Source organism: Sphingomonas flavalba, assembly GCF_004796535.1.
In the GTDB taxonomy this organism is placed as follows: domain Bacteria; phylum Pseudomonadota; class Alphaproteobacteria; order Sphingomonadales; family Sphingomonadaceae; genus Sphingomonas_L; species Sphingomonas_L flavalba.
In genome coordinates, this window is the sequence record NZ_SPHY01000005.1 from 48,607 (window position 1) to 67,748 (window position 19,142).

The following is a 19,142-nucleotide window of genomic DNA, read 5'->3' on the forward strand; positions in this document are numbered from 1 at the left end:
CCGACGCGCGCGGGAGCGAACAAGGACAGATACATGCCCAAGGTACTGATTTCCGACAAGATGGACCCGAAGGCCGCCGCGATCTTCCGCGAACGCGGCGTCGAGGTCGACGAGAAGCCCGGCCTGACCAAGGAAGAATTGATCGCGATCATCGGCGACTATGACGGCCTCGCCGTCCGCTCGGCGACCAAGGTGACGAAGGATGTGCTTGCGGCCGCCACCAACCTGAAGGTCGTCGGCCGCGCCGGCATCGGCGTCGACAATATCGACATCCCGGCGGCGTCGGCGAAGGGCGTCGTCGTCATGAACACGCCGTTCGGCAATTCGATCACCACCGCCGAACATGCGATCGCGCTGATCTTCGCGCTCGCCCGCCAGCTGCCGGAGGCGGACGCCTCGACCCAGGCCGGCAAGTGGGAAAAGAACCGCTTCATGGGCGTGGAGGTCACCAACAAGGTGCTCGGCCTGATCGGTGCCGGCAATATCGGCTCGATCGTTGCCGACCGCGCGCTCGGCCTGAAGATGAAGGTCGTCGCCTATGATCCGTTCCTGTCGGCCGAACGGGCGGTGGAGCTTGGCGTCGAGAAGGTGACGCTGGACGAGCTTCTTGCCCGCGCCGATTTCATCACCCTGCACACCCCGCTGACCGACCAGACCCGCAACATCCTGTCGGCGGAGAATATCGCCAAGACCAAGCCGGGCGTGCGCATCGTCAATTGCGCGCGCGGCGGCCTGATCGACGAGGCGGCGCTGAAGGCGGCGCTCGATTCCGGCCATGTCGCCGGCGCGGCGCTCGACGTGTTCGTCGAGGAACCGGCCAAGGCCAGCCCGCTGTTCGGCACCGCCAATTTCGTCTCCACCCCGCATCTCGGCGCCTCGACCGACGAGGCGCAGGTCAATGTCGCGATCCAGGTGGCGGAACAGATTTCCGATTATCTGCTGTCCGGCGGCATCACCAACGCGCTGAACGTGCCGTCGCTGTCGGCGGAGGAAGCGCCGAAGCTGAAGCCGTATATGGCGCTGGCCGAACAGCTCGGCTCGCTGGTCGGCCAGCTCGCCCATGACGCGCTGTCGGGCATCGCCATCGAGGTTGAAGGCGCCGCGGCCGATCTGAACCAGAAACCGATCACCGGCGCCGTTCTCGCCGGCTTGATGGGGGTCTATTCGGACACGGTGAACATGGTCAACGCGCCGTTCCTGGCGCGCGAGCGCGGGCTCGACGTGCGCGAGGTCCGCCATGACCGCGCCGGCGACTACCACACGCTGGTCCGCGTCTCGGTCAAGACCAGCGAGGGCGAGAAGTCGGTCGCCGGCACGCTGTTCGGCGATTCCAGTCCGCGCCTGGTCGAGATCTTCGGCGTCAAGGTCGAGGCCGATCTCGCCGGCGACATGCTCTACATCGTCAACCTGGACGCCCCCGGCTTCATCGGCCGGCTCGGCACCACGCTCGGCGCGGCGGGGGTGAATATCGGCACCTTCCACCTCGGCCGGCGCAGTGCCGGTGGCGAAGCGGTGCTGCTGCTGTCGATCGACTCGCCGGTCGACGAATCGCTGCTGGCGACGATCCGCGGCCTGCCGGGGGTCAAGGTCGCGATGGCGCTGCGGTTCTGATGATCGCGCCCGGCCTGCTGCCAGAGGGGCTGCGTGACCGGCTGCCGCCGGTGGCGGAGGCGGCCGTCGCGCTCACCCGCGCGGTCGCCGACGCGATCGCCGGCTATGGCTACGAACGCGTCGCCCCGCCGCTCGCCGAGTTCGAGGAAGCGCTGGTCGGGCGGCTGAAGGCGGCGAAGGCGCAGGATCTGCTGCGCTTCGTCGACCCGGTGTCGCAGCGTACCCTTGCGCTCAGGCCGGACATCACCACTCAGGTCGGCCGCATCGCCGCGACGCGGATGGCGCACCGCGCGCGGCCGCTGCGCCTGTCCTACGGCGGCAGCGTCATCAAGCTGCGCGCGACTCAACTCAACCCGGAACGGGAACTGACCCAGCTCGGCGCCGAGCTGATCGGCCGAGACACGGTGGCGGCGGCGGCGGAGATCGTCGCGGTGGCGATCGCCGCGCTCGACGCCGCCGGGGCCGGGCCGATCACCGTCGACCTGACCCTGCCCGATCTGGTCGATACCCTGGCCGCCGGGCCGTTTCCGCTGCCGGCCGATGCGATCGACCGGGTCAAGGCGCTGCTCGACGCCAAGGACGCCGGCGGCCTCGCGGCGGCGGGGGCGGACGCCTATCTGCCACTGATCCACGCCGCCGGGCCGCTCGACAGCGCGCTCGCCCGGCTGGAGGCGATCGACGCCGGCGGCGTGCTCGCCAGCCGGATCGCCGCGCTCCGCGCCGTCGCCGCGCCGCTCGCCGGCCGCGCTACGCTGACCCTCGACCCGACCGAGCGCCACGGCTTCGAATATCAGAGCTGGTTCGGCTTCTCGCTGTTCGTCGACGGGCTGGCCGGCGAGATCGGCCGGGGCGGCAGCTACACCATCCTCGACGGGCGGGGCGGGGAGGAACCGGCGATCGGCTTCTCGCTCTACCCTGATCCGCTGATTGAGCGTCTGGCCGCCGCCAACGCCCGCCCGCGCCTGTTCCTGCCGCTCGGCACCGATCCGGCGCTGGCCGCCCGCCTGCGCGGCGAGGGCTGGGTGACGGTGGCGGCGCTCGACGAACGCTGCGACGCGACGGCGCTCGCCTGCACCCACGCGCTGGTCGAGGGCGCGCCGACGCCGGTCTAGGACGCCCGCCACCATTCCATCGTCATTGCGAGCGCAGCGAAGCAATCCACTACCGCTGCAATGACGGTGTCGAGGGCGCCTACCGCTTGCCCAGCATGGTGACGGCCGCCGTCGTCATCGCCTCGGCCGCGGTCGCGATCACCTTCTCGGCATCGGGCGCCCAGCCCGAACTGTGCAGCGACGGCAGCCTGGCCGCATCGCCGCCGGCCGCGTCCCATTTCGCCTGCGGCACGCCGCCGACCCAGAAGATCAGGCTCTGGATATGGGCGGGGTCGGCCAGCCGGTACTGGGCGAAGTCCTCGCTGACCATCACCGGCTTGGCCTGCACCACCCGCTCCTTGCCGAAGCGCCTGGTGAACGCCTCGTGGATCGTCGCGGTCAGCGGCGCGTCGTTGATCGTTGGATCGGCATAGGTGCCGAACGGCGTGACCACCGGCATCCTGTCCTCCGGCATGCCGGAGGCGATCGCCTCGCCGCGCGCGATGCGGCGGATGCCGTCGAGCAGCTTGTCGCGCGTTTCCGCCGAATAGCTGCGTACGGTCAGTTGCAGCTTCACCTCGTCGGGGATGATGTTGTGCTTGGTGCCGCCATGGATCGAGCCGACGGTGACGACGACCGGGTCCTGCGGGTCGATCTCGCGCGACGCCAGCGTCTGCAGGCTGGTGACGATCCGCGCGGCAAGCACGATCGGGTCCTTTGTCGTCGCCGGCGCCGCACCGTGGCCGCCAACGCCCTTGACCAGGATGTCGACCGAATCGACTGCGGCCAGCGCCGGCCCCGCCGTCGTGCCGATCACCCCGGCGGGCAGCGAGGCGGAATCGTGGAAGGCGATCACATAGTCGGGCTTCGGAAAGCGGGTGAACAGCCCGTCCTTCAGCATCGCGGTCGCGCCGGCGTTGGTCTCTTCCGCCGGCTGGGCGATCATCACCAGCGTGCCGGACCACTGGTCCTTCAGCGCCGCCAGCCGCCGCGCCGCGCCGACCCAGCTCGCCATATGGGTGTCGTGGCCGCAGGCGTGCATCACCGCGGTCTGCTGCCCGTCCGGCCCGGTCGCGACGACCTTGCTGGAAAACGGCAGACCGGTCTGCTCCGCCACCGGCAGCGCGTCCATGTCGGTGCGCAGCAGCACCGTCGGCCCGGCGCCGTTCTTCAACACCGCGACGACGCCGTGGCCGCCGACGCCGGTGGTGACGGCGAAGCCGGCCTTCTTCGCTTCCTCCGCCATCACCGCCGCCGTCTTCACCTCCGCGCCGCTCAGCTCGGGCGCGGCGTGGAGGGCGCGGTACAGCGTCATCAACGACGGCATGTCGCCGGTGACCGCGGCGCGGAGCGTGTCGGGCTGGGCGGCGGCGGAGGCGGCGGCCAGCGCCAGCAGCGCGGCGCCCCACATCGGCAGCCGGCTCATCGCGGCGCCATCCGGATCGCGCCGTCGAGGCGGATCACCTCGCCGTTCAGCATCGGGTTGGCGATGATCGCCTCGACAAGCTGGGCATATTCCTCGGGCTTGCCGAGCCGGCTCGGGTGTGGCACCTGCGTGCCCAGGCTGTCCTGCGCCGCCTGCGGTAGACCCATCAGCATCGGGGTCAGGAAGATGCCGGGCGCGATCGTCATCACCCGGATCTTCAACTGCGCCAGGTCGCGCGCGACCGGCAGGGTCATGCCGACGACACCGCCCTTGGACGACGCATAGGCCGCCTGGCCGATCTGCCCGTCATAGGCGGCGACCGAGGCGGTGTTGACGATGACGCCGCGTTCCTCGCCGATCGGCTCGGCGGCGGCGAGCAGGGCCGCGAAGCGCGAGATGACGGTGAAGGTGCCGATCAGGTTGACCTCGATCGTCTTGCGATAGGCGTCGAGCGGGTGGGGCACATTGTCGCGGCCGACGGTCTTGATCGCCGGGGCGATGCCGGCGCAGTTGACCAGGATGCGGGCGGTGCCGTGCGCGGCGGCCGCCGCCGCCAGCCCGGCGTCGACACTGGCTTCGTCGGCGACGTTGACCGGGGCGAACAGCCCGCCGATCGCGGCGGCGTGGGCGGCGCCCGCCTCCTCGTTCAGGTCGAACAGCGTCACCCTCGCGCCGGCCTTCGCCAGCCGCACGGCGGTGGCGCCGCCCAGGCCGGACGCGCCGCCGGTGACGATCGCGGCAATACCATCCAGATTCATCGGCATATCTCCCTCACGCCCACCTATCGGCGGCGCGGGGCGAAATGCAATATCGGCGTTGGGTGGCCCGGTGAGGGCGGGGGGCTCAGCGCCCTTGTGAGCGCCAGCGGCGGATGACGCGGTTCAGGATTTCCTCCTCGCCGCCGGCCTGCGTCCACAATTCGGAGAACAGCGGGTCGTTCGACGCCGGCCGCTTGCGTTCCTCCAGCGCGTCGAACGACACGCGGATCGGGATGGCGACGCCCTCGCCGCAGATGATCGCCTCGCGGTTCCTGAGTGCCGGGATGGTGTCGAGGAAGCCGCGCGCGCCTTCCGGCATCGCCGCCTTGACGAAACTCTGGTCGCGCTCGTTGTTCAGGCGCATCGCGATGATCGTGCCGCACTGCGACAGCACGCCTTCGGCCAGGTCGGACGGCCGCTGCGTCACCAGCCCCAGCGACACGCCGTATTTGCGGCCTTCCTTGGCGATCCGCTCCAGGATCTTGCGGACCGCCTGGCCGTTGCCGACATGGTCGGACGGAATATAGCGGTGTGCTTCCTCGCAGACGAGCAGGATCGGGCGGTGCGGCTCGTCGCGCGACCAGATCGCATAGTCGAACACCATCCGGCTCAGCACCGCGACGACGACGGAGGTGATGTCGGACGGCACGCCCGACACGTCGATGATCGAAATCGGCTTGCCGGCGCCGGGCAGGCGGAAGATGCGGCCGAGGAAATCGGCCATCGTGTCGGCGACCAGCATGCCGGAAAACATGAAGCTGTAGCGCGGGTCGTTGCGCAGCTCGTCGATCTTGGTCTTCAGCCGCATGTAAGGCGCGCTGTCGGTCGCCTTGTCCAGCTTGCCCATCTCGGCGGTGATGATGCCGGTCAGGTCGGACAGCAGGTAGGGGATCGGCGAATCGACGGTCAGCTTCGATATGCCTTCGGCGGCACGGCTCTTGGCGCGCGCGGCGAGCAGGCATTTGGCGAGGATGTCGGCGTCGGTCTGCCGGTTGTCGCCGTAGGAGGTGAGCAGAACCTCGCAATGCTCCTCGAAATTCATCAGCCAGTAGGGCATCGCCAGGTTGCCGACGTCGAAGATCGCGCCGTTGGTCCTGAACGCGGCGGCATATTCGCCGTGCGGGTCGATCATCACGATGTGGCCTTCCGGCGCCATGTCGCAGATGCGGTGGAGGATCAGCGCCGCCGACGTCGACTTGCCGGTGCCGGTCGATCCGAGCAGCGCGAAATGCTTACCCAGCATCGCGTCGATGAACAGCGCGCCGCGTACGTCGCGGGTCGGGTAGACGGTGCCGACCTCGATGTTCGGCCGCGCCTCGGCCGCGTACATCTCCTTCATGTCGGCGCTCGACACCGGATAGACCTTGCAGCCCGGCATCGGGAAACGGGTCACGCCCCGGCGGAAGCCGTAGATGCGGCCGGTCAGCCGTTCCTCGTCGCCCTCGCCGAGGAAATCGACGGTGGCGCTGATCGCCCCGTCCTCCAGCCGCGCCAGCGCGCGGATGCTCGCCATCACCCAGATGGCGCCGATCTTCATCTTGATCTGGCTGCCGACCTGTCCGGAAATTGCCATGCTCGGGTCGGCATGGTCCGCCAGCACCGCCAGCACTTCCGGGTCCATCCGCACCCGTGCCCAGCCTGCGACTTCGATAATCTCACCGATGATGATGCGGTTGGCCTCGGCGCTACGCACGGTGACGGATTCGCCGTCCTCCTCGTGGGGAAGGCGCAGTCCGGTGGAGACCCCGGCCATGTCGGTCATCATGCTTGTCCTGTCGCGGCTGTTTCGGCCCGGCCTTAGCGCGGCGCAGGTAAAGATTTCGCTTTTGTCCGCAACATGCGGGATTTGCCGATCCGGTGGCCGGCGCTCAGACCCGCCTGAACAGCGATCCCGCCGCCCAGCCGAGCAGCAGCGCCAGCGCGATCGACACGACGCCGTAGAGGAAGGACCAGCGCTCCGCCGCCATCGCGACGAAGCGCTCGAAGCCGGATTTGCGGATCGCGATCTCGCGCACCGCCCCGGCCAGCACCCGGCCGTCCTGCACGAGGAACGTCTCGGCGGTGTAGTCGCCGACCGGCACCCGCGCCGGTATGGCGATATGGACGCGGTATAGCGCGCCGTCGGTGATCTCGACCGCGTCGGGTTGCTCGACGTACAGGCCGTTGCGCTGGCGCAGGTCGACCAGCCCGTTCTCGAACCGCTTGGTTTGCGCCAGGCTGCCGGCGTCGGCGGCGGAGAGCTGCAGGTTGCCGACGCCCAGCTCGTAGATGGCGGCGGTGCGCTCGTCGATGATCTCGCCGATCGGGCGGGACGAGGCGACGGCGTAGAAGCCGGGCGCGGAACGGAAGCGCGCGCTGGCCGCGTTCATCCAGATGCCGGCGATCTTGCGCTTCTCGCGCACGACGATCGATTCGGTCGGCCCTTTCAGCACGACGATGATGTCGGCCGGCTTGTCCGGTATCCGCCCGCCGGGATGGAGGATCGCGCCGAACAGCAGCAGCTCGGCGCCGGTGAAGCTGTAGATGATCCGGATGTCGCGCTGCGACACGTCCGGCACCAGCACCGGCTGGTTCGGCGGCCGGTTCTGGGCCAGCAGCAGCGGGGCGAGCAGCAGCAGGGCGAGCGCGCGCATCACGATCCCTGGATCGAATAGATTTCGTCGGGCCGCCAGCCGAGGCCGAGCGCCATGCGGACGGTGATCGCCAGCACCAGGATCGCCAGGAACAGGCGCAGATGGTCGGGCTTCAGCTTCTGGGCGATGCGGGTGCCGATCTGGGCGCCGACGACGCTGCCGATCAACAGCAGCCCGGCCAGCACGATATCGACGGCGTGGGTGGTCAGCGCGTGGGTCATCGTCGCGATCGCGGTGACGAACAGGCCCTGATAGAGCGAGGTGCCGACGACGACGCGGGTCGACACGCCCAATATGTAGAGCATCGCCGGCACCATGATGAAGCCGCCGCCGACGCCGAGCAGCACGGTCAGCACCCCGACCGCCGCGCCCAGGATCAGCGGCGCCAGCGGCGAGATGTAGAGGCCGGAGCCGTAGAAACGCCAGCGCAGCGGCAGCGCCGCGACCAGCGGGTGGTGGCGGCGGGCGCGCGGCGGTGGCGGGGCGCCGCGCTTCTCGGCGAGCAGCGCGCGGATGCCGTCGCGCGCCATCAGGCTGCCGATCGATCCCAGCATGACGACGTAGAGCAGCGCGATCAGGATATCGATCTGGCCCAGTTTCTGGAGCAGGCGGAACAGCACCGCGCCGGCCATCACGCCCACGACCCCGCCGCAGACCAGCACGCCGCCCATCCGCACGTCGACGCCGCCGCGCCGGAAATGGGCGATGACGCCGGACACGCTGGCACCGGTCACCTGCATCACGCCGGATGCGGCGGCGACGGTCGGCGACACGCCGTACAGCATCAGCAGGGGCGTGGTCAGGAAACCGCCGCCGACGCCGAAAATCCCTGCCAGTATGCCGGCCGCGCCGCCCAGCGCGACGATGACCAGCGCGTTGACGGACAGGTTGGCGATGGGCAGGTACAGGTCCACGCGGCGTTCCGGCTAATGGCCCTGGAATCGGGCCGACCGCCCCGCTCTAGCCGGGTTCGCGGCCAAGGTGAACCGCCTCAGAAGTCGGCACCCAACGATAGCGTCGCGCCTGAACCGGGCCGGGCGTTTCCGGCGACGCGCTGGCGCCAGTCGGCGGCCAGACGCAGTGTGGTGCCGGCCGCCGGCACCCGCGCGACCAGTTGCGGGCCGATGTCGATCCGCCCGGCGCCGGGCTGGATGCCGCCCCACGCCCCGGCGCCCGCCGCGATCCGCACCGGCCCCGCCGTCGCCACCGGCCGCTCGACGCGCAGCGCTCCGTCGGCATAGCCGGCGCGTCGCTTCCATCCGACGATCCCGGCCTGGCCATAGCCGTCGAGGACGACGCGGCCGCCCAGCGCCACCGGGGCGATGCCGCCGGCTATGCCCAGCGCATAGGCGTCGCGCCCGCCATCCAGCGCCAGCCTGCGCTCGGCGGCTAGGCGGACCGGCAGGCCGGCCAGCGGCTGCCATTCCAGCCCGATCGCCGCCTCGCGCCCGCCGGGGGCGGCAAGCGGTGCCGCCAGTCGGCCGAACAATGCCACCCGCGCCGCCGGGGCGATCAGGTAGCCGGCGCGCAGCCCGGCCTGCGATCCGCCGAGCTGCCCACCCCCGGCAAGGCTGGCGGCGCCCTTGCCGCGCAGCAGCGCCCAGACGCTGACCGTCAGCCGCCGCCCGGCGTGCGGCGCGACGCCGATCGGATCGCCTCGTGCCAGCACCGGCGGCGGGTCCGACGGCGACGGGCCGGGCGCGGACATCGCCGGGGGCGCCGACGCCCCGGCCGCGATTTCGGCCGCCGGCACCGTTGCCCGCTCCGGCGTCACCGGCGGCGCGGGGTCGAGGCGGATGGTCAACTGCCGGACGGCCCGCGCCGGCAGGGATGCTTCGCTCCACGCGATCAGCGGCGCGAACAGCAATGGCGGCGGCGCGGCCGGCGTCGGCAGTGCTGCCGGCGCTGGCCACAGCATCACCGCGCGCGCCGCCACCCAGCCGACGGTAATTGCGGCGAGAAAGCGCAGCGGGTGGCCGGCGCCGGTCACGCGGCCGGCATCCGGTCGGGAAAGACATGGTCGGTCTTGTCCCATTCGATGGCACCGCCGCGCAGCCGGCGCAGATAGCGCATCAGCGCCCGCCGGGCCGCCAGCATCGTCACCACGTTGGCGACGATGATGCGCGGCAGCGCGTACAACCCCTCGCGCACGCCATAGGCATGGGCGACGAAGGCGAAGCGGAACGCCATCCGCCAGCCGAGCAGCGCCGCCGTCGCCGCCAGCATCGTCGTGCCGGCGCGGCCGATCGGAACCGGCGCATAGCCCGGCGGCGCGACGAGCCGCAGCAGCAGCCAGCCGGCCATCCCGGCATAGGCGGCGAACAGGACCGCCGCCGCCAGCGGCGCGCGCCGGTCGCGCATCCGCATCCAGCGTTCGGCAAGCCCGCCCCGCCAGCCCATCCGGTCCCAGCCGTGCAGGGCGATCCCGGCCATCCAGCGCGATCGCTGGCGGATCGCGGCGTCCCAGCTATTCGGGAAATGCGCGCGCACCGCCACCGCCGCACCGCCGCGCCTGCCCGGCAGCCGCACGAAGATGCCGTGCCCGCCCTGCTCGGCGATCCGCAGCCCGAGCTCGTAATCCTCCGTCATGCTGCCGTCGTCGAACGGCCGGTCGCCGGTGCGCGCCGCGATCCGCTCTAGCATGTCGCGTGCGACAGCGCAGCCGACCCCGGCGGCCGGCACCGCGGCGCCCAGCGCCTCGCGCACAACCAGCGTCTTGGCATGCGCCTCGGAAAATTCGTCGGCATAGGCGCCGGACACGAATCGCCGCCAGAACGGCCGGTCGCTGTCGATCAGCGGCAGCACCGGCAGCTGGATCAGGTCGAACCGGCCGACCAGCGCATCGAACAGCGCGCCCTCGGCCGGGTGGACGACATCCTCGGCATCGTGGAGGACGACCGCCTTCGCCCGCCGCCCGTCCGCCGCTTCGTCGCGCAGCAGCGCCGCCCACAGGCGGTTCAGGTTGTCGGCCTTGGTCGTCGGCCCGGGCCGGCTGCCGACGATGACGCGGATGCGCGGATCGCCCGCTGCGGCCGCCGCCGCCGCGTCTATCGTCTCCGGGTCGTTGGGGTAGCAGCCGACATAGATACGCCAGTCGCCGGGGCCGAGCCGCGCGACGGTTGCCGCCAGCATCCGGCCGATCACCGTCGCTTCGCGCCACGCCGGCACGAAGAACGTGATCAGCCCCGGCGCCTCCGGCGACGGCAGCGTCGTCGCGTCCGCACAGCGGTGGATCGAGTAGACGGCGATCCGCCGCCACAGGCTGCGCGCCAGCCAGACCAGGTCGATCGCCAGATCGTCCAGCCCGCCGATCAGGATGAACGCCGCCGCGAACAGGATCAGTTCGTGCGTGCCGTGATCGAGCAGCCAGAGCAGCGGTTCCGCCCCCATGCCCAGTCGGAAGCCCCCTCCCATAGACTCGGACGATGAAGGCTGTGCTTAATTTTCTGTTTAGGCAAGGGTTTAGGGATTGTCCTGTTCAAGCTGCACCGCCCTCCAGCGCCATTCCAACGATGCTGCGCATCGCCGGAACCTTGGGCGCTTCCGCCCGCTCCCCCACCCGGCTTCCCATTTCAGGATACTGCCGTTGGGAGGCCGAGTGAGGGAGCGGGCCGGTGCCGATTCCGCCTGAAGCGGACAAGCGCTAGGCGCGCTCGCTGCATTTCGGTCTGGACTTCACCCGCCTGCTCCGGCCAGTTTGCGCGCCGTGTGAAGGGGATCGTGATGCGTCGTGTTCTGGTCCAGCTTGGCGCCGCCGTTGCAATGGCGCTGCCGCTGGTCGCCTCCGGTGATGCGGCACCGCAAGTGGTGCTGGCGACGCCTGGCATGGGTGCCGGCGCGATCGAACGCTTCACCGTGCGCTTTTCCGATCCGATCGTGCCTCTCGGCGATCCGCGCCGCCCGGCGCCGTTCAAGGCGGAATGCCCGGTCGGCGGCGCGGGGCGCTGGGTCGACCAGCGCACCTATGTCTGGGACTTCGCCCGGCCGCTGCCCGGTGGCGCCCGCTGCACCTTCCAGCTGAACGACGGGCTGACCAGCACCGCCGGGGTCGCGGTCGGCGGTCAGCGCCGGTTCGTCGTCGACGCCGGCGGCCCGCGCGCCCGCGCGGTGCTGCCCAGCCGCTACGGCGCCGACATCGACGAGGATCAGGTGTTCCTCGTTGCCGCCAACATGGCGCCGGATGCGGCCTCGGTCGCGGCCAACGCCTATTGCGCGGTCGACGGCATCGGCGAGAAGATTCCGGTCGACGTGCTGAAACCGGGCGTCGCTTCGGCGGTGATCGAGGGACTGGGCACCGAACGCTATCAGGCCGCCGACTTCCTCGACACCGCCGGCCTGCCCGCCAGTCTGCCGAAGGCGGCGGAGGACAAGGCGCGCGCGTTCGCCTCGGTCGTCGCGCTCAAATGCCGCCGGCCGCTGCCGCCCGGCCGCGACGTGGCGCTGGTGTGGGGCGCCGGGATCACCGCCGCCGGCCGCCGGGCCGGCGCCGACCAGCGTTTCGACTTCACCGTCAGGAAGGCGTTCACTGCCCGCTTCGAATGTTCGCGGGTCAACCCGCAGGCCGGCTGCAGCCCGGTCGAGAAGGCATGGGTGCGCTTCACCGCGCCGATCCCCCGCGCCAGCGCGGAAGCGATCCGCCTGACCCTGCCGGGCGGCAAGGCGCTGGCGCCGGTAATCGATGAGAAGGGCGCGCAGCAGGTCAGCGATATCGCCTTCGCCGCGCCGCTTCCCGCCGCGACCGCGGCGACGGTAACCCTGCCCGCCGGGCTGAAGGACATCAGCGGCCGCCCGCTCGCCAACGGCCAGCGTTTCCCGCTGACCGTGCGCTTCGATGAGGCGCCGCCGCTGGTCAAGTTCGCCGCGCCGTTCGGCATATTGGAGGCGAGGGAAGGCGGCGTGCTGCCGGTTACCGTCCGCAATGTCGAACCGGCGCTGCGCGGCCAGCGTGTCGGCATCGCCGGCGCCGCGCTGCGGGTCGGCGGGTCGGACGCCGCCGTCGCCCGCTGGCTGCGCGCGGTGGAGAAAGCGGGCGACATCGACATCCGCCAGGAAAAGCGCGGCGCCGAAACCGTGGCGGTCAACCATACCGGGGCGACGCCGCTGCTCACCGGCACCGATCGCGGCCAGCCCTTCTCCGTTGCCCTTCCCGGCAAGGGCAAGGCGTTCGAAGTCGTCGGCATCCCGCTCGCCAAGCCCGGCTTCTACGTCGTCGAACTGGCCAGCCCGGCGCTCGGCCGCGCCCTGCTCGGCCGCAATGCGCCGCGCTACGTCGCCGCCGGGGCGCTGGTCACCAACATGGCGGTGCATTTCAAATGGGGCCGCGCCGCGTCGCTGGCCTGGGTGACCGCGCTCGACAGCGGCAAGCCGGTTGCCGGCGCCGACGTGCGGATCACCGATAGCTGCACCGGCCGCACCCTCGCCACGGGGCGCAGCGACGCCGCCGGACGGGTGCTGGTGAAGAGCGGGCTGCCGGAACCGGACAACTGGGGCAGTTGCTCGGAAAACAGCACCGTCCATCCGCTGATGGTGTCGGCGCGCCTCGGCGACGACTTCAGCTTCACGCTCAGCGACTGGGGCAAGGGCATCCACCCCTATGATTTCGACCTGCCTTACGGCTGGCAGGCGTCCCGCAACATCCTCCACACCGTCTTCGACCGCATGCTGGTGCGCGCCGGCGAGACGATCGGCATGAAGCATGTGCTGCGGCGTCCGACCGCGACCGGCTTTGCCCATGCCGCGCCGCTTTCCGGCACGCTGCGGCTGATCCATCGCGGCTCCGGCACCGAATTCAGCCTGCCGCTGGCGATCGGCGCCGACGGCATCGGCGAAAGCAGTTGGGCCGTGCCGAAAGGGGCGCCGCAGGGCGATTACGACCTGTCGATCGTCACCGGCGCCGGTGACAAGCGCGAGGTGATCTACACTGGCCAGTCGTTCCGCGTCGACGAATTCCGCCTGCCGACGATGCGGGCCAGCGTCAGCGGGCCGAAGACGGCGGCGGTGCGGCCGAAATCGCTGCCGGTAGACCTGTATGTCGGCTATCTGTCGGGCGGCGGCGCTGCCGGGTTGCCGGTCAGGCTCCGCACCGCCTTCACCGAATCCGCCGCGCCTCCCGCCGGGTGGGAGGACTGGAGCTTCGGCGGCAAGGCAGTGCGCGAAGGCACCCGTCCGCTCGATGGCGACGGCAACGAAACCGGGCCGTCGCTGCCGCCGGCCGCGACGCTGCCGCTGACCCTGAACGCGCAGGGCGCAGCGCGCAGTTCGGTCGACATACCAGTGGCGATCGACACCGCGACGATGATGACCGTCGAGATGGATTATCAGGACGCCAACGGCGAAACGCTGACCGCCTCGTCGCGCATCCCGCTTTATCCCTCGGCGGTGCGGGTCGGCATCCGCACTGACGGCTGGCTGATGAAGGCGGACGATCTGCGCCTGCGCTTCGTCGTCCTCGATACCGAAGGCCGGCCGGTCAAGGGCCGGCGGGTCACGGTCGCGCTTTACAGTCGTGAGATATTGACGGCGCGGCGCCGGCTGATCGGCGGCTTCTACGCCTATGACAATCAGGCGCGGACGACGAAGCTGCCCTCCGGCTGCACCGCCACCACCGACGCCCAGGGCCTTGCCCGCTGCACCGTCGAGCCCGGCACGTCGGGGGAGGTCTACGCCGTCGCCACCACCACCGATACCGACGGCAATGTCGTGCGCGCCGTCCGCTCGGTGTGGCTCGCCGGCGACGATGACTGGTGGTTCGGCGGCGACAATGGCGACCGCATGGACCTGATCCCGGAGGCGAAGGAATACAAGGCCGGCGCCACCGCCCGCTTCCAGGTGCGGATGCCGTTCCGTTCGGCGACCGCGCTGGTCACGGTCGAGCGCGAAGGCGTGCTGTCCAGCTTCGTCACCGAATTGTCCGGCCGCAACCCGGTGGTGTCGGTGCCGATGCCCGCCGCCTACGCGCCCGACGTCTATGTCTCGGTCATGGCGGTGCGCGGCCGCATTTCCGGCTGGCGGCTGTGGCTGGCCGATCTCGCCCGGCGCTGGAACCTGCCGTGGTTCAGCCGCGAAGGCGCCCGCCCGACCGCGCTGGTCGATCTTGCCAAGCCCGGCTACCGCCTCGGCATCGCCAAGGTGAAGGTCGGCTGGGAAGGCCACCGCCTCGCCGTCTCGGTCAGGACCGACAAGCCCGCCTACGGCGTCCGCCAGACCGCCATGGCCGAAGTCAGCGTCCGCGATCCGGCCGGCCGCCCGGCGGCGGGCGCTGAAATCGCCTTCGCCGCCGTTGACGAGGCCCTGCTCCAGCTTGCGCCGAACGATAGCTGGAACCTGCTCGACGTGATGATGGAGGAACGGCCGCTGTCGGTGCTGACCGCGACCGCGCAGACCCAGGTCGTCGGCAAGCGCCATTACGGCCGCAAGACGGCGGAACCGGGCGGTGGCGGCGGCGGCGACCTGTCGGCGCTGACGCGAGAGGATTTCCGCCCGCTGCTGTTGTGGAAGGCGCGGGTGAAGCTCGATGCGGAGGGCCGCGCCCGCATCCCCGTGCCACTCTCCGACTCGCTGTCCTCCTTCCGCTTCGTCGCGATCGCGACCGACGGCGCGCAATTGTTCGGTACCGGCTCGGCCAGCGTGCGCACCACTCAGGACCTGTCGGTCTATCCCGGGGTGCCGCCGCTGGTGCGCAGCGGCGACCGCTTCGGCGCCACCTTCACCCTCAGGAACGGCACCGACAAGCCGATGACGGTGACCGCGAAGGTCGCGTTGGCGCCACGCATCGCCACTGGCCGGCCGCTGAGCGTGACCATTCCGGCCGGCGGCGCGCAGGCGGTGACCTGGATGCTGACCGCCCCGGCCGGCGTCGACACCCTCGCCTGGACGGTCGAGGCGAAGGCGCAGGACGGCAAGGCGGCCGATAGCGTCTCCGTCACCCAGGACGTCGTGCCGCTCCACCCGGTCGAGACATGGGCGGCGGCGATCGCGCGTGTCGGCGAAGGCGGGCCGATCCCGGTCGCCGCGCCGGCCGGCGCCATCGCCGGGCTGGGCAGCGTCGACATCCGCCTGTCGGCCTCGCTGGCGCCGCCGCTCGCCGGGGTCCGCGCCTATATGGCGGGCTATCCCTACACCTGTTTCGAACAGCAGATGGCCCGCGCCGTCGTGCTCGGCGACACTGCCGGTTGGGCCAGGCTGGCGGGTGATCTGCCCAGCTATCAGGACAGCGACGGGCTGCTGCGCTATTTCCCCGTCGACGGGCTGCGCGGTTCGGAAGCGCTGACCGCCCATGTCCTGTCGCTCGCGGCGGCGGCCGGATTCGCGATACCGGAGGCGCCGCGCGGGCGGATGGTGGAGGCGCTCCGCGCCGTCATCGACGGCCGCCTGCGGCACGAGGGCGACGGGGCGGGCGACCAGCGGCTGCTGCGCGTCTCCGCGCTCGCCGCGCTGGCGCGGCAGGGGGCGGCAACCCCGGCGATGTTCGGCCAGATCGGCATCGCGCCGCGCGAAATGCCGACCGCACTGCTCGCCGACTGGATCGCCGCGGTCGATGCGATCCCCGGCCTCGCCAACCGGCAGGCGCTGCGCGCTCAGGCGGAAGCGGTGCTGCGCACCCGTCTGGTCTACGAAGGCTCGCGGCTCGACCTCGTCGATCAGGCGCAGGCGCCGTGGTGGATGATGGTCGGCGGCGACGAAAGCGCGATCAAGGCGCTGATCGCGGTGCTCGGCCGCCCCGGCTGGCAGGACGACGGGCCGAAGATGATGATCGGCGTCGCCCAGCGCCAGCAGCGCGGCCATTGGGACACGACGCCGGCCAACGCCTGGGGCGCCATCGCGGTACGCACCTTCGCCCGCCTCTACCCGGCGACGGCGGTCGCCGGCACGACGACCCTGCAACTCGGCGATCGGCAGCAGACCCGCGCCTGGCCGCAGCGCGCCGACGCCGGCGCGCTCAGCTTCCCGCTTCCGGCCCGGCCGACCGCGCTGACCCTGGCGCAGGCCGGCGGCGCCGGTCCGTGGGCGCTGGTCCAGGTCCGCGCCGCCGTGCCGCTGAAGGCGCCGCTGTTCGCCGGCTACCGGATCGAACGCAGCGTCACCGCGATCGAACGCCGCAACCCCGGCCGGCTGACCCGTGGCGACGTGCTGCGCGTGCGGCTGACGGTGGAGGCGACGGCCGAACGCAACTGGGTGGTGGTCAACGATCCGGTGCCGCCGGGGGCGACGATCATCGGCGGGCTGGGCGGCCAGTCGGCGCTGCTCGCCGATGCCGCCGACGCCGCCGGGGAAGGGGTGCAGCCGACCTATGTCGAGCGCGGCCGCGACGCCTGGCGCGGCTATTTCGCCTGGGTGCCGCGCGGGCGCTTTACCGTCGAATATGCGGTGCGGCTGAACGGGGTCGGCGATTTTGCGCTGCCGCCGACGCGGGTGGAGGCGCTCTACGCGCCCGACATTCGCGGCCAGCTGCCGAATAACGGGATGACGGTGACCGGAAAATGACGGCGCCGGCCGGCCCGCGCCGGCTTTCGACCCGCATCGCCCTCATCCTGATCGCGCTGGCGGCGGCCGGGCTGTTCGCGCTCCACGCGCTCACCTTTCCGCCGCCGCTCCCCGGCTATGCCGCCGTCCGCGCCGGCTGGCACCCGTCGGAAGCGTGGCTCTATGACCGCGACGGCCGGCTGCTCGACAGCATCCGTGTCGACTATCGCGCCCGCCGCCTCGCCTGGGCGCCGCTCGACGCGGTGGCGCCGGTCGTCCGCGACACTATCGTCGTGGCGGAGGACCGGCGCTTCGCCAGCCATGGCGGCGTCGACTGGCTGGCCGCACTGTCGGCGGTGCGGGCGCGGCTGGCCGGGCGGCGTTCACGCGGCGCCTCGACCCTGTCGATGCAGGTCGCCGCCTTCCTGTCGCCCGGCCTCGCCGCGCCCGGTGCGCGCGGCTGGCGGGACAAGCTGCGCCAGATGCGCGCCGCCCGGGCGCTGGAAGGGGCGTGGAGCAAGGACCAGATCCTCGAAGCCTATCTGAACCTCGCCGGCTTCCGGGGGGAAAGCCAGGGCATCGCCGCTGCCGCCCTCGCCCTGTTCGGCAAGGCGCCGGACGCGCTCGGCCGCGCCGACGCGCTGGTGCTGGCGGCGCTGCTGCCCGAACCCGGCGGCACGGCGGATGCGGTGGCGCGCCGCGCCTGCGCGCTGGCGCCGGACGCCGATTGCGCCGCGCTGCGCGTCGCCGCCGCCGATGCGCTCGGCCCGGCGCGGGCGCTGGCGCTCGATCCCGGCCTTGCCCCGCATCTTGCCGTCCGGCTGCTGACCGGCGCGGGGATGAAGGTGACGACGACGCTCGACAGCCATGCCCAGCGCATCGCCATCGCCGCGCTCCGCCGCCAGCTTCAGGGCCTCGGCGCCACCCGCGTCCGCGACGGCGCGGTGATCGTCGTCGACAACGCGACCGGCGACGTGCTCGCCTATGTCGGCGGCGTCGGCGGGGCTTCTACCGCCGCGCAGGTCGACGGCGCCGCCGCCTACCGCCAGGCTGGGTCGACGCTGAAACCCTTCCTCTACGCCCAGGTGTTCGAGAAAGGCTATCTGACCCCGGCCTCGATCCTCGACGACAGCCCGGTCCAGCTCGACACCGCCTCCGGCCTCTACGTCCCCCAGAATTACGACCGCGCGTTCAAGGGGCCGGTGTCGGCCCGCACCGCCCTCGCCGGTTCGCTGAACGTCCCCGCCGTCCGCACCCTGCTGCTCGCCGGGGTGGAGGATTTCCGCGACCGGCTGTGGGACAGCGGCTATCGCGGGCTGACGGAGGACGGCGCCTATTACGGCTATTCGCTGGCGCTCGGCTCGGCGGAGGTGACGCTGCTCGAACAGGCGGCGGCCTATCGCGCGCTGGCCCGGGGCGGGCGCTGGGCGCCGCTGCGCCTGCGCGCTGGCGATCCCCACGGCACGCCCCGCGCCGTCTACACCCCCGCCGCCGCCTGGATGGTCGGCGACATCCTCGCCGATTCGAACGCCCGCGCGCAAAGCTTCGGCCTCGATTCGGCGCTGCGCCTGCCGTTCTGGGCGGCGGCCAAGACCGGCACGTCGAAGGCCATGCGCGACAACTGGTGCATCGGCTATTCGGATCGCTTCACCGTTGCCGTCTGGGTCGGCAATCTCGAAGGGGATTCGATGCGCGCGGTGTCCGGCACCAGCGGCGCGGCGCCGGTCTGGCGGCAGGTGATGATGGCGCTCCACGCCGGCCGGCCCGGCCGGGCGCCGCCTGTGCCGCCGGGGGTGGAGGCACGCCGCGTTGCCTTCGCCGCCAACCTCGAACCGGCGCGCACCGATTATTTCCTGAAAGGAACGGGGCAAGCGGCCATCGCCGCCGCCCCCGCCGCCGCCCGCCGCCCGCGCATCGTCAGCCCGGTCGGCGGCAGCGTCTATGCGCTCGATCCGGATATCCCGCCGGATCGCCAGCGCCTTGCCGTCGCGGTGGCGGGGGAGGTCGCCGGCCACCGCCTGCTGCTCGACCGGCGCGATCTTGGCCCCGCCGATGCCGGTATCCAGCTTCTCCCCGCCCCCGGCGCCCACCGCTTGCAGCTGGTCGACCCCGGCGGCCGCGCCGTCGACACCATCCTGTTCACCGTCCGCTGACGGCGGCG

The 19,142-nt window shown here is 71.5% G+C and carries 11 protein-coding genes; 4 read left to right on the top strand and 7 right to left on the bottom strand.

The window, feature by feature from the left end; all coding sequences use genetic code 11:
* Nucleotides 1-33 precede the first annotated feature (33 nt).
* Both serA and E4A53_RS06725 read left to right on the top strand, forming a co-directional pair.
* Entirely contained in the window at nucleotides 34-1,611 is a 1,578-nt protein-coding gene (gene serA, locus E4A53_RS06720; protein ID WP_136162333.1) for a phosphoglycerate dehydrogenase, read from the top strand.
* On the top strand, nucleotides 1,611-2,723 hold the full coding sequence (locus E4A53_RS06725; RefSeq protein WP_136162334.1) for an ATP phosphoribosyltransferase regulatory subunit: 1,113 nt from the start codon (nucleotides 1,611-1,613) through the stop codon (nucleotides 2,721-2,723). Before serA ends, E4A53_RS06725 begins: the two co-directional genes overlap by 1 nt.
* Before the next feature lie 79 nt (nucleotides 2,724-2,802).
* On the opposite strand, the gene E4A53_RS06730 is transcribed toward E4A53_RS06725, so the two are convergent.
* The 7 genes from E4A53_RS06730 to E4A53_RS06760 all read right to left on the bottom strand — a co-directional run bounded on the left by E4A53_RS06730 (nucleotide 2,803) and on the right by E4A53_RS06760 (nucleotide 10,909).
* The gene (locus E4A53_RS06730) at nucleotides 2,803-4,128 is read right to left on the bottom strand and encodes an amidohydrolase (RefSeq protein WP_239018165.1); all 1,326 of its coding nucleotides are present in this window, start codon (nucleotides 4,126-4,128) and stop codon (nucleotides 2,803-2,805) included.
* Nucleotides 4,125-4,886, bottom strand: a complete 762-nt coding sequence (locus E4A53_RS06735) for an SDR family NAD(P)-dependent oxidoreductase (protein ID WP_136162335.1) — start codon at nucleotides 4,884-4,886, stop codon at nucleotides 4,125-4,127. Before E4A53_RS06735 ends, E4A53_RS06730 begins: the two co-directional genes overlap by 4 nt.
* 85 nt (nucleotides 4,887-4,971) lie before the next feature.
* The gene (locus tag E4A53_RS06740; protein WP_420822614.1) at nucleotides 4,972-6,648 is read right to left on the bottom strand and encodes an ATP-binding protein; all 1,677 of its coding nucleotides are present in this window, start codon (nucleotides 6,646-6,648) and stop codon (nucleotides 4,972-4,974) included.
* A 106-nt stretch (nucleotides 6,649-6,754) separates the two neighbouring features.
* Complete coding sequence (locus tag E4A53_RS06745) at nucleotides 6,755-7,519, bottom strand: TIGR02186 family protein (protein WP_136162336.1); 765 nt, start codon at nucleotides 7,517-7,519, stop codon at nucleotides 6,755-6,757.
* Entirely contained in the window at nucleotides 7,519-8,433 is a 915-nt protein-coding gene (locus E4A53_RS06750; protein ID WP_136162337.1) for a sulfite exporter TauE/SafE family protein, read from the bottom strand. The genes E4A53_RS06745 and E4A53_RS06750 overlap by 1 nt, the downstream gene beginning before the upstream one ends.
* 77 nt (nucleotides 8,434-8,510) lie before the next feature.
* Complete coding sequence (locus E4A53_RS06755; protein WP_136162338.1) at nucleotides 8,511-9,509, bottom strand: hypothetical protein; 999 nt, start codon at nucleotides 9,507-9,509, stop codon at nucleotides 8,511-8,513.
* Entirely contained in the window at nucleotides 9,506-10,909 is a 1,404-nt protein-coding gene (locus tag E4A53_RS06760; protein ID WP_136162339.1) for a glycosyl transferase family protein, read from the bottom strand. Before E4A53_RS06760 ends, E4A53_RS06755 begins: the two co-directional genes overlap by 4 nt.
* A gap of 333 nt (nucleotides 10,910-11,242) precedes the next feature.
* Between E4A53_RS06760 and E4A53_RS06765 the strand changes: the two genes are divergently transcribed.
* Entirely contained in the window at nucleotides 11,243-17,002 is a 5,760-nt protein-coding gene (locus tag E4A53_RS06765; protein ID WP_136162340.1) for an alpha-2-macroglobulin family protein, read from the top strand.
* Entirely contained in the window at nucleotides 16,999-19,134 is a 2,136-nt protein-coding gene (gene pbpC / locus E4A53_RS06770; RefSeq protein ID WP_136162341.1) for a penicillin-binding protein 1C, read from the top strand. The genes E4A53_RS06765 and pbpC overlap by 4 nt, the downstream gene beginning before the upstream one ends.
* Nucleotides 19,135-19,142 lie beyond the last annotated feature (8 nt).